Below are 11,066 nucleotides of genomic sequence, written 5' to 3' on the forward strand. Positions count from 1 at the left end.
TTCCGGAGGTCGAGTCCGTACTTCGTCCCGTGTTCGGTGTGGACGGTTTCGGTGTCCCCCGTCCCTGCAATCACGGTCACGTCGGGTTCCCGTTGTTCGCCGGAAATTCCGCCGCGGGCGAGGACGGTTTCGGCCTCGCCGTGCAGACCGAGCAGTTCCTCGCCGACTTCCTCCGGTCGGGGACAGTCGTCCAGTTGGACGAGAATCACGCTGCCGATGACGGCCCACGATTTGGGTGCGTGCTGGAGTTCTTCGTCCGTCCATCCGCGCGCCGAGAGGAGCGCTTCGAGGTCGGTCCCTCGCCGTTCGGGGTCGTCCTGTTCGATGACGCCCTCGATTTCGGTTTCGGTCGGCCGCTCCGTTACCGGCAGTTCGACCAGTTCCTCGTCGTATTCGCGGACCTTTCGAGAATCGTCGTAGACGCCTTCGGCTTCCAGTTCGCCGATGGTATCCTCCGCCTTCGGCTTTCGAACGAGAACGGCGAGGTCACGCATCCGGAACCACGTACAATCCGTCTCGACTCTTGAACACCGGTACCATCTCCGCGTCCTCGTCCATGTACGACGGTTTGGCAATCGTCTTCGTCTGGTACGTTTCGGGGTCGAGCACCTGCACCGCGTGTTCGTCCGTGACGGCGACCAGCGTCGTCTCCTCGGCGTCGTCGATGCTCCCCAACTTGCTGGCGTCGGCGGCGTCCTCGTTGCCGAACTTGGCCTCGTACTCCTCGCCGGTGGTAATCCGTCGGCCCTTCAGGTTTCCTTGCACGCTCCTGACGAGGACCGGCCCGTCGTCGTCGGGACTGATGATGTCGCCGGGGGTGAACGGCGGCAGGCGGACGGCGTAGGTCACGCGATACACTCCATTGCCGTCCTCGTCCTCCGTGACGAGAGTTTCCGCATCGGAAAAGCTCCCGCCGAACTCCTCGACCAGTTTGCTCGAAATCTTCTTGCCGATGTTGGTGGTCGAGACCTTGATGTTCAGTCCGTCGTCCGTTTCGTCCATCTCGGTGACGAAGGCGTTTCGGTCGCCCGTCGCCTCCATGTCCGCGACGATTTCGTTGGCGATTTCCTTGGCACGCTTTTCCTCCGTCGCGGTCGGCGTCCTGTCTACGCCTCGCACCTGCACGATGCTGGCGTAGTAGTCGCCCGCAATCCGCCCACAGCGCGTACACGTCTGGCGGGCGATCATGACGGGAACCATGATTTCCTCCTCCATCAGCGTGTTACGGACCATCCCGGAGAAATAACAGTGCATCCGGATCGTGTTCGGGTCGATCTGCTCGGGTTCCACCTGCCACGACACGTCGCGGGCATCGACGTGGACGGCGAGCGCTTCGCTCACTTCCTCGATGGCGATGTCGGTGTAGTCGCGCGCGCCGACGTCCACCCATCGACGGCCGCGATAGACGGCACCGCACTGGGCACACACCCGAACCTCGATTCGCTCGGGGGCGTCCACGAGATCGAAGCGGTCGAAATAACAGGAATCACAGAGCTTCCGCTCGCGCGGGGATGCGGACGTCGGATACTCCCGGTCCGTGATATCGACCTCGATGGGGTCGCCACAGTTCGGGCAGAATTCGCGAGAATCGGTCATTGTCGGTTCTATGTCGTTCTCGCTTTTAAGCCTAAAGATGCTGAAGACGCCGAAGACGCCGAAGATATCGGAGAAGGATCACGGAAAGGCGAACTCGTCGTCGTCCACCATATCGCGCCACGAGTGAGTCGGTTCCCACCCGAGCATCGACTGCGCTTTCGCGGTCGAGAGCGCCGAATCAGTCCCCGAAACCGTACACGAGTCGGGGACGTCGTGGAAGAACTCGGACAGCGCCCGCTCGATGGGTTCGTCGAGGTAGTTGTCCGCCGCCGAGACGATGAACGGTTCGTGGCCGGAGAAGTCAGCCGAGATGGCTCGCTCGATGGCGGTCGAAACGTCCCGAACGTCCACGTACGACCAGAAGTTCCCAGCGCCGGTGGCGAGGTTGGTTCGGGCGTCGAGGCAGTTGTACTCGTCGGGGAACTGGACCCACGACCCGCGAATCGACGCCACCGGGACGTCGTAGCGACGGGCGACCATCGCGCCGATTTGTTCGCCGACGACCTTCGACGTACCGTACGGGTCTTCGGGTCGGAGCGGATGTTCCTCGTCCAGCGGAAGGTACTCCGGAAGCGACGGTTCTCCGGCGAGTTGGAAGCCGTAGGCGCTCTCGTTCGACGCCCACGCGATTCGGGCGTTTGCCCTCCCCGCGGCCGTGAGAACGTTGTACGCTCCGACGACGTTGTTTTCGAATATCCGCATTCCAGCGTGGCGTTCGGGCGACGGAAGCGAGGCCCAGTGAACGACCGCATCCGGATTTTCGGTCGAGATGGCTTCCGCCGTCTCGACCTGTTCGGTCAGGTCGGCCGAGCGGAACGAAAGCCCCCGATACCCCCCCAGTTCCCACTCTGAACGGGAGAGACTCATGCAAGTAACGTCCCACCCTTGCTCGGCGAGGTGCGTGGCGAGCCATCGACCGGAACGGTCGAGGCTCCCAGCGAGGACGACCGTTCCGGTCATCGATGTACCCTCGTCGGTTCAAACGAGAACATACACCGTCTAACCCGTCTCTCGGGGTAAGAGTTCTGGCCTCGAAAGACGTGATACTACCACTTTTTTGGTACGAGTATTGGTGTGTATAAAAATTGCCCCCGCCTCGTGTGCTACTTACCCGCACAAGACAACGAATGTGTGAACTACCCCGCCCTACGTGTCTCGTTCGCGCACAAGAGCGACACTCTTGTGAACGGTGTATCCCCTCACTACTCGCTCCGCACCGCGCTCGCTCCTTGAGGTAGAGGGCTTAGCGTCTGAAAACAGTTAAACGGTCGGAATACCTAGACTGAACCATGGAATGGAAGGCAGATTGGGGACTTCGTGCCAGGATGGGCCTCACGATGTTCCTCCTGTTCGCCCTGTATATCGTGTTCGTCGGAGTGATGGAAGTGTTCTTCGGTGGTACTGGTATCTTCACCATGGTAATCATCGGCACCGTCGTGTTCGGCATCAGCCAACTGTTCTTCAGCGACAAACTGGCGCTGTGGAGTATGGGCGCACACGAGGTGAGCGAGGACGAGTATCCGGACCTCCACGCGACCATTGGCCGGCTCTGCCAGCAGGCCGACCTGCCGAAGCCGAAGGTCGCCGTCGCTGATACGCGTGTTCCAAATGCGTTCGCAACCGGACGCTCGCAGAAGAACTCCGCCGTCTGCGTGACGAGTGGCCTCCTCCAGACGCTGAATCAGGAGGAGTTGGAGGGCGTGCTCGCACACGAACTCTCGCACGTCAAGAACCGCGACGTGATGGTGATGACCATCGCGTCGTTCCTCTCGACCATCGCGTTCATGATCGTTCGCTGGGGATGGCTGTTCGGCGGCGGCCGCAACAGTCGGGACGGGAATCAGGTTCCCGTCTTCGTCGCAATCATCGCGTCGCTCGTCGTGTGGATCATCAGCTACTTCCTCATTCGGGCACTCTCGCGCTACCGCGAGTTCGCCGCGGACCGTGGCGGAGCGACGATTACGGGTAAACCGTCGGCGCTCGCCTCGGCCCTGCTGACCATCGACGGTCGGATGGACAAGGTTCCGAAGGAGGACCTCCGCGAGTCCTCCGAGATGAACGCGTTCTTCATCATCCCCGCAAAAGCAGGCTTCATCAGCAACCTGTTCAGCACGCACCCGAGCACGGAGAAGCGCGTCGAGCGCCTCCGCGACATGGAGCGCGAGATGGAGTCGTACTAACGGCTCACGGCGTCTTGATGTAGGCGTATCCCTTCTTCGCCTGCAGCTTGGTGAGTTCGCCGACCCCGGCGGGAACGACTTCGACACCCGAAAGGAGGTCCTTTTTCGTATAATTGAACTTGTTCATGCTGTTGTGGCAGGCCTTGAACTTCACGCCCTTCTCCACGAGGGAGTTGACCTTGTCGGCCACCGTGGAGTCCTTCGAAACGAGTTTGACGCCGCCGCCGTTGGCGACGAGCGCGATCGTCTCCGTGTCCGTCGAATCGTCGTTCAGGAGGTTGGCGACGTTCGCCACCGCGTGTCCTTGATGCTCTTCCCCGTCGCTGTAGTGAAATACCGTACTCATCGTGATATCCTCCGATTCTTCGTCGGTCTCCGTCGTTTCCGCTTCCGTCGTGGTTCCTGTCGTTGTGTCGGTTTCCGTGGTGGATGTGGAGGCACCTTTCGCGTCTTCAGTCGGGCCGTTGGAGCAACCCGCGAGCGCGATGGCGGTGCCAGCACCTGCCAGTTCGAGAAACCGGCGTCGGGAATGCGTTCCCATCGGTTCCACTGACGGGTGCGAGGACCTTTATTAACAGCGACATAAGTATCGCGTCCCTTTTTCCTCCCCGCCTCCGTAGGCCCCGATATGGGATTACTCGATGGAATCCGTGAAGTGCTCGGCATCCGCGCCGAGACGGATGCTGGCCGGGCGGCCGACCCCGAGGACCTCTTCGGCATGAGCACGGCCTACGTCACGATGGAAGCCGACCTCGGCTACGAATCGGTCGGGCAGGCCGCGCTCTGTTTCTCCGAAGTCGATAGCACCGACTTCCAGAACGCGGTGGACGAGGTTCACGCCATCCTCGAAGCCGGAAAGGAAGAGACGGGAACCGAGGCGACCGCACACGTCGACAGCCACGGATACTCGTGGTTCGTCCTCGAAGACGACGACCCCGAGGACCTCGTGACGAGCCTCCACTTCGCGGCCGACACGTTCGTGGAGGAAGGCTACGGTTCCCGCCTCCTCGCGGCGATTTTCGGCTTCGAGCGCGACGGCAACTACGTCTATTGGCTGTACTCGTTCCGCCGTGGTGCCTACTACCCGTTCGCGCCGAAACGCGGCCACGAGCGCGACTCGGCCGCCGAGTTCAAACTCCAGAGCAACCTGGACGGGGAACTCGAAATCGAGTCGGACGAACAGTACTGGTATCCGCTCTGGTCCGACCATTCCGGCAAACATCCGTGGCAGTAGTTCGCACGAGACTTCTTCTTCGTATCTAAAGGCTTTCTTTCCAATTTGATTGTATCCTATTCCCGCCATCGATTTTCACTTTCACTCTGCTGTTAACGGGGATTTATATGATGAGGGGAACAAGGGAGAACTACAATGGCAGACGTAGACCTCGAAGCACTCCCCGGCGTTGGACCGGCAACAGCAGAGAAACTCCGAGAAGCGGGATTCGACTCCTACCAGAGCCTCGCAGTTGCGAGCCCTGGCGAACTGAGCAACACCGCAGACGTCGGCGAGAGCACGTCCGCTGACATCATTCAGGCCGCACGGAAGGAGGCCGACATCGGTGGGTTCGAGACTGGTTCGCAGGTTCTCGAACGACGCGAGCGGATCGGCAAACTCAGCTGGCAGATCGACGAAGTGGACGAACTGCTCGGCGGCGGCGTCGAGACCCAGTCCATCACCGAAGTGTACGGCGAGTTCGGTGCGGGGAAATCCCAGATCACCCACCAGCTTTCCGTCAACGTCCAACTTCCGCGTGAACAGGGCGGTCTCCACGGAAGCGTCATCTTCATCGACTCCGAGGACACGTTCCGTCCCGAGCGTATCGACGACATGGTTCGTGGCCTGCCGGAAGAAGCCCTTCAGGCCACGATGGACGACCGCGAAATCGAGGGGACGCCGGACGACGAGGAAGCGATGCAGGAACTCGTCGACGACATCCTCGACAAGATCCACGTCGCCAAGGCGTTCAACTCCAACCACCAGATGCTCCTCGCGGAGAAGGCCCAGGAACTCGCGGGCGAACACGAGGACGGCGACTGGCCCGTCCGACTGGTCTGTATCGACAGCCTCACGGCCCACTTCCGCGCCGAATACGTCGGCCGTGGACAACTCGCCACCCGCCAGCAGAAACTCAACAAACACCTCCACGACATCGACAAGGTCGGTAACCTGTACAACACGGCCATCGTGGTGACGAACCAAGTTTCGTCCAACCCCGACTCGTTCTTCGGCGACCCAACCCAGCCAATCGGTGGGAACATCCTCGGACACAAATCGACGTTTCGGATGTACCTCCGCAAGTCGAAGGGCGACAAGCGTATCGTCCGCCTCGTGGACGCGCCGAACCTCGCCGACGGCGAGGCCGTCATGCGCGTGCAGGACGGCGGTCTGAAGCCCGAATAATCGGGCGGTTCGAAAACGCGTTCTCCCCTTTGTTTTTCTTTCTCGATTCCGGGATAGCTCCCGCTAACTCGCAAATCGTCACATCGAACTCGAACGCCCGGCACCGCAAAATCGGAACTCCGTCGATTATTTCAAATCCGCCGCTTATTCCGTCGTCGTCCGCCCTTCTTCCTGCTCGCCCTCGTAAATCTCCGCACCATCTTGAACGATTTTCTCGGCGAGCACGGCGCATTTGACCCGCATGGGGCTGATATCGACGCCGAGCATGTCGATAACGTCGTCCCGGTCCATCGCCGCAACCTCGTCCAGACTCATGCCGGGAAGCTTCTGGGAGAGCATACTGGCGCTGGCTTGGCTGATTGCACAGCCGTCGCCGCGGAACGCGACGCGTTCGATGGTTTCGCCGTCGTCTTCGAGGGAGACGTCGAATTCGAGTTCGTCGCCACAGGAGGGGTTGACTCCCTCGTGACTGAACTGGGCGTTTTCGAGTTCCCCGTAGTTTCGCGGGTTCCGGTAATGGTCGAGAATCTGCTGCCGGTACATGTCCGAACCCATGCTCATAGTTGAATCTGGGTAGGAGAGATTCACCTAAAAGGATTCCGACGGTTCCGCCCCGGCGGCCGTCGAGAGTCCGTACTCCTCGCCACCCAGGTCGTCGAGGGTCGCGATCGCTCGAAGTTGCGGATGGATCAGCCAGCAGAGGGCGATACAGAGGAAGCCGAATCCGGTGGTCGTCATGACGACGGCGTTTCCGAAAGCGTCCCCGCCCAGGCCGCCGAGCAGCGACCCGAGGGGCATCGCACCCACGGAGGCGCTCGAAAGCACCGACGAGACGCGGCCCATCAGGTGTTCCGGAACGACGGATTGGATCATCGCCGCGAAGATGACGTTCGTCGCGCCGACCGGAATCCACGCCAGGAAAAACAGTCCGAGCGTCGCCGGGAACCACCCGGCGGCGACCGCGGCGAGCCACACGACTCCACCGAAGAGGAACCCGCCGATGCTCAAGGCGGCGAGTGAAAATCGTTCGAGGGGCGACGCCGCGAGCGACCCGATGAGCATTCCGCCGACGACTGCGGCGAGGAGAAACCCGTACGCATCTGACCCGCCGTGTGCTTTCGCGTACGCCGGGAGAACCGCAAGTGTGCTTCCGATAGCCGCGTTGACGACGAGGCTCCCGGCGAGCACCCACACGAGTATCGATCCGCGAACGTAGTCGATACCGTCACGGAGTTGGGCGAGATAGTCATCGAGGGCGGACGTGACATTCTCGGGGTCTTCGTTTTCGGCTTCCTCTTTCGTTTCCTCACCGTTCGACTGCGATTCCGCGGCCGGTATTTTTACTCCCAGAAAGACGAGCGTCGCCGCGAGGAACGTCACCGAATCGACGAGGTAGAGGGCGATTGCGCCCATCGCCGCGATGACGATGCCGCCGAGCGCGGTGAACGCGAAATCGACCCCTTGGTAGGCGAACGAAAAGGCCGAGTTGGCTTCCACGAGTTCGTCTTTGTCCACGACGCGGGGGAGAGCGGCCTGCTCAGCGGGGTAGACGAACTGGTTGAGCAGCGAGAGGATCGGCATCACGACGAGGACGACCCACACCGTCAGCCATCCCATCGCGTAGGCCACCGGGATGGTGAGGACGAAGATTCCCTGTGCGAGTTGTGTTCCGACGAGAATCCGTCGAATCCGCCAGCGGTCCACCAGCGGTCCGGCGAGAAATTGGAGCGTCTGGGGAAGCATCGTGAGAAAGCCCGCCAGTCCCGTGTAAAACGACGAGCCGCCGAGTTGGAACGCCAACCACATCGCCGCGACGGCGTACGCACTGTCCCCCGCGTTCGTGACCAACCGACCGAGGAACAGCCGACTGAAGGTCAGATTTTCGAATAGAGAGCGCATGAAACGAGACTGGAGGGGGAGCGAGATATATGATTCCAGAAATACAGTTCTGTTGCGGAAATATCCGAAACTGAGTTCTGTATGATGGCTGTCACTCTTCGACGTGAACGGCGAGTTCCTCGTCCACGGTCAGCGTGAGTTCGTCGTCGTCGAGCGTGACGACGCATTCGGCAACGAGCGGGGCCTCCGAGACGAGACGTTCGTTATCCCCGCTGAGCCATTCGAGTTCCCAGACGGTCGCTTTGGTGAGGTCGATACCGTGGTCGTAGTGGAACGCGACTACCGCCGGATGTCGGAGGAGATACGTCCCGAGATTGCCGGATGCGCGGTCCCCACAGCGCTCGCAGACGAATTCGATGCCGACCTCTTGGTCGCTGTAGAAGTACTCCGACTCGGTGATGAGCGACCCGACAGTCTTCCCGGAACACCGAAGACAGACGCCGTCCGCCATGAGCGAAAAGACGTTGAGAAGCCAGCGCTCGAACGTCCTCTGTAACTCCGACTCGTCACGCCCCTCGAACGCTCCCGGTGGTAACCCGAACGTCGACCGATCCTCGTCGCACGTTTCACAGCGAATCGTGACACGTTCCTCTTCGTACGTCGCGGTCAGTTCCGTCCCGCAATCCGGGCAGTTGGCGTCGAGTTCGAACCGCTCCGTTTCGGCACGCTGTGTGTAGGTCCCCGAGAGAATCGCGCCGATGACCTGCGAGCCCGCAAACGTGAGTTCGTACTTCCCGTCCACCTGCCGGACGAACAGGCCGACGAGTTTGTTCAGATGATAGTTGAACTGCCCGCTGTCACGGATTTCGACTCGGTCGTGGAGGTCGGAAAACGACAGCGACTCGTCGGCCTTCCAGAGGGCCTGAATGATTCCGATGCGGGTGTCGTTTCCGAGCAGCGAGAACGCTTGCTCCGGAGACACCTCTCGCTCGTCCGCGTCCATGTCCCGTGATGGGTCGGACGCGTGAAATACTTTTCAACGCATCACCATCACACGTTCGTAGCGAACGGTCGAAAATTTCGAAGACTTTCCGTGTCGCTGTTGCAAAATCAGGAAAATCGGCTCCATCTTCCCCCCGACCGACTTTAGGACAACTGCTCCACACCGTCTCCGGTCTTTATCTCGCCGGATTCGATGACGCTGGCGCGAAGTCCGCCGCGGTGAATCAGCGCCGAAAGCGTCCCGTCCTCGGTCAGCGACTCCAGATGCGAGCAAGGTTCACAGAGTTCGACGCCCTCGCAAATCGCGTCGCCGACGCGGAACCGCTTCCCGACGAGGTGATTCAGCGCGGCGTTGCGCGTCGTCACGTTGCGACGGTGTTCCCCGGGTCCGAGCGCGATTCCGGCCTCCGCCTCGATGGCGTCGAGCGCCTCGGTTTCGATGAGCGTGATGTCGTTCCCCGAAACGTCGGGGTCGAAGTGGCGGTCGCCGCGGAGTCCCGACCCCGCTACCGCTTCAACGGTCTCGATTTCCTCAGTTTTCCCTGCCGACTCCGCAGCGATGTGAATCGCCTCGATTTCGCCGATTCCGTCCATGCACGTCGATTGCGTGCTGACAGTATAAATTCGTGGCTGACTGTGCGAATCGTTAGCAACCTCTACTGTGATTCCAGCGAGTCGAGGATATCGGCGACGTATCCCCGAAACCGCGCCGCAGTCTCGGCCGCTTTGCGTTCTCCGTGCTGGTCCTGAAGGTACAGCGACCGGAAGAACGACACGACGACGAGCAGTCGATAGGCCGGCGCTCGACGCTCGAATTTCGGTGGAAGTCCCAGTACCGATTCGTACCCCGCGCGGAACGCTTTAGCCAGCGATTCGTCCACGCCGTCCGGATCCCTGCACATCGGAATCGCCGTCCGCCAATAGTCGTACTCACCCGGCCCGACGAGCGCGTGTTCGAAGTCGATGACGGTGGTCACTTCTGACCCATCGCGGCCGACGTGGTCGGGGACGTAGTTGCCGTGACAGAGAACCGGTTCACCAACGCCGCGGAACAAGTCCGGACGCCGGCCGACGAACGCCAACGCCTCGGTTGCGACTTCGGCATCCACTTCGTAGCCCCTATTGCGCAGGAATTCACAGCGGTCCGCGAGGAAGTCACACCGTCTCGTGCCACGACTTGCGGGCGTTGAGCGCCAGTTCGCCGTCCTTCGCTTCGAGGAAACCGAACGAGTCGAAGCGGGCTTCATCGTGTAGCGTTGCCAGTCCAGCGCCTATCGTTCGTGCACCCGATTCGTTCACGCTTCCGTCGTCCGGAACCGCATCGTCCCACTCGGCGACGAAGTAATCCTCCCCGACGGCAAGAACGTGAGGCACTGGAACCGAAGTGGTCGCTTCGAGGAACTGCATAATCCGCGCTTCCATCGCTGGGTCACCTTCGGCGCTCGTCGCGCGCTTGCAAATCGCGCGTTTTCCACCGAACCGAACTTCATGAGTGACGTGTGGCGGTACGTCGTGCAGTTCCCGGCCGATTTCGTATTTTTTCGTGTGCGATTCGAGTCGCTCGCGTATCGCTCGTTCGTTTGCTTGCATGATGTTCGTCGCGTGACGTGCGAGGACCGGTCGAAGCGAGCAGTCCGATTCGCGTGCGGGCGCTGTCGCTCCGACCGAAAGAAGTGGACACCCAATCCTTCAGCAACCGACTATTTGACGTCACCGACAGAGAACAGGTTGCAGGCAATGGAAGTCGAACAGACCGTCCAGTTCCCGGAATACAGTCAAACTCAGAACCAGCATCCGCGCGAACACAGTGAGCGCGGTTCACCGACGGCGAAACGAAGTGAGTCGTCGGCCTTTTTTAGCGTAGATTTTTGCGAGCGGTTCGACGAGATGCGCGAAGCGCATCGAGGAGGACCCGAAGCAAAAAGGTACTACTCGAAGGCGGCGATGCCGGTGAGATCCTGCCCCAGAACCAGCGTGTGAATGTCGTGGGTGCCCTCGTAGGTGTACACCGTTTCCATGTTCGCCATGTGGCGCATAGGCGGGTAGTC

General features: G+C 60.9%; 12 protein-coding genes and 2 pseudogenes. 3 read left to right on the top strand and 11 right to left on the bottom strand.

Annotated features, from left to right (window positions below):
- The 3 genes and pseudogenes from WBV42_RS16205 to WBV42_RS16215 all read right to left on the bottom strand — a co-directional run.
- Window positions 1-494: pseudogene (locus WBV42_RS16205) on the bottom strand (class I SAM-dependent methyltransferase); the annotation flags it as partial.
- Window positions 487-1,596, bottom strand: a complete 1,110-nt coding sequence (locus WBV42_RS16210; RefSeq protein WP_423986943.1) for a 60S ribosomal export protein NMD3 — start codon at window positions 1,594-1,596, stop codon at window positions 487-489. The pseudogene WBV42_RS16205 and the gene WBV42_RS16210, both read right to left, overlap by 8 nt.
- Before the next feature lie 78 nt (window positions 1,597-1,674).
- Complete coding sequence (locus WBV42_RS16215; protein WP_423986944.1) at window positions 1,675-2,556, bottom strand: NAD-dependent epimerase/dehydratase family protein; 882 nt, start codon at window positions 2,554-2,556, stop codon at window positions 1,675-1,677.
- Window positions 2,557-2,885: 329 nt separating this feature from the next.
- Between WBV42_RS16215 and htpX the strand changes: the two genes are divergently transcribed.
- Complete coding sequence (htpX, locus tag WBV42_RS16220) at window positions 2,886-3,776, top strand: zinc metalloprotease HtpX (protein WP_423986945.1); 891 nt, start codon at window positions 2,886-2,888, stop codon at window positions 3,774-3,776.
- Window positions 3,777-3,780: 4 nt separating this feature from the next.
- Here the strand turns inward: htpX and WBV42_RS16225 are convergent, their stop codons facing one another.
- Window positions 3,781-4,317, bottom strand: coding sequence for a DsrE family protein (locus tag WBV42_RS16225; RefSeq protein WP_423986946.1), 537 nt, complete (start codon window positions 4,315-4,317; stop codon window positions 3,781-3,783).
- An 87-nt stretch (window positions 4,318-4,404) separates the two neighbouring features.
- On the opposite strand from WBV42_RS16225, the gene pspAB reads away from it, so the two are divergent.
- Both pspAB and radA read left to right on the top strand, forming a co-directional pair.
- Window positions 4,405-5,010, top strand: coding sequence for a PspA-associated protein PspAB (gene pspAB, locus WBV42_RS16230; RefSeq protein WP_423986947.1), 606 nt, complete (start codon window positions 4,405-4,407; stop codon window positions 5,008-5,010).
- Between the two features lie 135 nt (window positions 5,011-5,145).
- The gene (gene radA / locus WBV42_RS16235) at window positions 5,146-6,177 is read left to right on the top strand and encodes a DNA repair and recombination protein RadA (RefSeq protein WP_253224985.1); all 1,032 of its coding nucleotides are present in this window, start codon (window positions 5,146-5,148) and stop codon (window positions 6,175-6,177) included.
- A gap of 144 nt (window positions 6,178-6,321) precedes the next feature.
- Here the strand turns inward: radA and WBV42_RS16240 are convergent, their stop codons facing one another.
- The 7 genes and pseudogenes from WBV42_RS16240 to WBV42_RS16270 form a co-directional block, all read right to left on the bottom strand.
- Window positions 6,322-6,738, bottom strand: a complete 417-nt coding sequence (locus tag WBV42_RS16240; RefSeq protein WP_066140366.1) for an iron-sulfur cluster assembly scaffold protein — start codon at window positions 6,736-6,738, stop codon at window positions 6,322-6,324.
- Between the two features lie 27 nt (window positions 6,739-6,765).
- Entirely contained in the window at window positions 6,766-8,076 is a 1,311-nt protein-coding gene (locus tag WBV42_RS16245; RefSeq protein WP_423986948.1) for an MFS transporter, read from the bottom strand.
- Between the two features lie 91 nt (window positions 8,077-8,167).
- Window positions 8,168-9,019: a DUF7351 domain-containing protein gene (locus WBV42_RS16250; RefSeq protein WP_423986949.1), complete on the bottom strand. Its 852-nt coding sequence runs from the start codon at window positions 9,017-9,019 to the stop codon at window positions 8,168-8,170.
- Window positions 9,020-9,162: 143 nt separating this feature from the next.
- Window positions 9,163-9,612, bottom strand: coding sequence for an MOSC domain-containing protein (locus tag WBV42_RS16255; RefSeq protein ID WP_423986950.1), 450 nt, complete (start codon window positions 9,610-9,612; stop codon window positions 9,163-9,165).
- A 62-nt stretch (window positions 9,613-9,674) separates the two neighbouring features.
- On the bottom strand, window positions 9,675-10,265 hold the full coding sequence (locus WBV42_RS16260; RefSeq protein ID WP_423986951.1) for a phosphotransferase: 591 nt from the start codon (window positions 10,263-10,265) through the stop codon (window positions 9,675-9,677).
- Complete coding sequence (locus WBV42_RS16265; protein WP_423986952.1) at window positions 10,174-10,608, bottom strand: hypothetical protein; 435 nt, start codon at window positions 10,606-10,608, stop codon at window positions 10,174-10,176. Before WBV42_RS16265 ends, WBV42_RS16260 begins: the two co-directional genes overlap by 92 nt.
- A gap of 338 nt (window positions 10,609-10,946) precedes the next feature.
- A pseudogene (locus WBV42_RS16270) lies at window positions 10,947-11,066 on the bottom strand (acyl-CoA dehydrogenase); the annotation flags it as partial.

This window comes from Haladaptatus sp., assembly GCF_049589095.1.
Lineage (GTDB): Archaea > Halobacteriota > Halobacteria > Halobacteriales > Haladaptataceae > Haladaptatus.

What these genes read in the sequence shown, in the direction of transcription:
- WBV42_RS16255 (WP_423986950.1), bottom strand. Translation starts at nt 9,612, where the DNA reads ATGGACGGAATCGGCGAAATCGAGGCGATTCACATCGCTGCGGAGTCG.
- WBV42_RS16210 (WP_423986943.1), bottom strand. Translation starts at nt 1,596, where the DNA reads ATGACCGATTCTCGCGAATTCTGCCCGAACTGTGGCGACCCCATCGAG.
- htpX (WP_423986945.1), top strand. Translation starts at nt 2,886, where the DNA reads ATGGAATGGAAGGCAGATTGGGGACTTCGTGCCAGGATGGGCCTCACG.
- WBV42_RS16245 (WP_423986948.1), bottom strand. Translation starts at nt 8,076, where the DNA reads ATGCGCTCTCTATTCGAAAATCTGACCTTCAGTCGGCTGTTCCTCGGT.
- WBV42_RS16225 (WP_423986946.1), bottom strand. Translation starts at nt 4,317, where the DNA reads ATGGGAACGCATTCCCGACGCCGGTTTCTCGAACTGGCAGGTGCTGGC.
- WBV42_RS16215 (WP_423986944.1), bottom strand. Translation starts at nt 2,556, where the DNA reads ATGACCGGAACGGTCGTCCTCGCTGGGAGCCTCGACCGTTCCGGTCGA.
- pspAB (WP_423986947.1), top strand. Translation starts at nt 4,405, where the DNA reads ATGGGATTACTCGATGGAATCCGTGAAGTGCTCGGCATCCGCGCCGAG.
- radA (WP_253224985.1), top strand. Translation starts at nt 5,146, where the DNA reads ATGGCAGACGTAGACCTCGAAGCACTCCCCGGCGTTGGACCGGCAACA.
- WBV42_RS16260 (WP_423986951.1), bottom strand. Translation starts at nt 10,265, where the DNA reads ATGAAGCCCGCTTCGACTCGTTCGGTTTCCTCGAAGCGAAGGACGGCG.
- WBV42_RS16240 (WP_066140366.1), bottom strand. Translation starts at nt 6,738, where the DNA reads ATGAGCATGGGTTCGGACATGTACCGGCAGCAGATTCTCGACCATTAC.
- WBV42_RS16265 (WP_423986952.1), bottom strand. Translation starts at nt 10,608, where the DNA reads ATGCAAGCAAACGAACGAGCGATACGCGAGCGACTCGAATCGCACACG.
- WBV42_RS16250 (WP_423986949.1), bottom strand. Translation starts at nt 9,019, where the DNA reads ATGGACGCGGACGAGCGAGAGGTGTCTCCGGAGCAAGCGTTCTCGCTG.